This window comes from Komagataeibacter intermedius TF2, assembly GCF_000964425.1.
GTDB classification, from domain to species: domain Bacteria; phylum Pseudomonadota; class Alphaproteobacteria; order Acetobacterales; family Acetobacteraceae; genus Komagataeibacter; species Komagataeibacter intermedius.
In genome coordinates, this window is record NZ_BANF01000620.1 from 1 (window position 1) to 221 (window position 221).

The 221-nt window shown below is 54.8% G+C and carries 1 pseudogene; it reads left to right on the forward strand.

Annotation, left to right across the window (positions count from 1 at the left end):
* Nucleotides 1–221, forward strand: a pseudogene (locus B7449_RS18805) (AraC family transcriptional regulator); the annotation flags it as partial.

Sequence of the window (221 nt, forward strand, 5' to 3'; positions counted from 1 at the left end):
GCCGATCCGGACCGTCCGTTTGAAGTCCTGCATCTTTATCTGGGCCTTACTCTGGTCAACCGGGCTGCCCAATCGTTGGGGCTTAATTCGTCCCGGCTCTCCATGCGCGACATTTCCGGTGTTCAGGATGCATTCATCTCTGGCGTCATGACAGGTCTGACAGCCGAGATCCAGACACCTCATTCGGCCAGTTCGCTATTTGTGAATGGACTTCTGGAAAG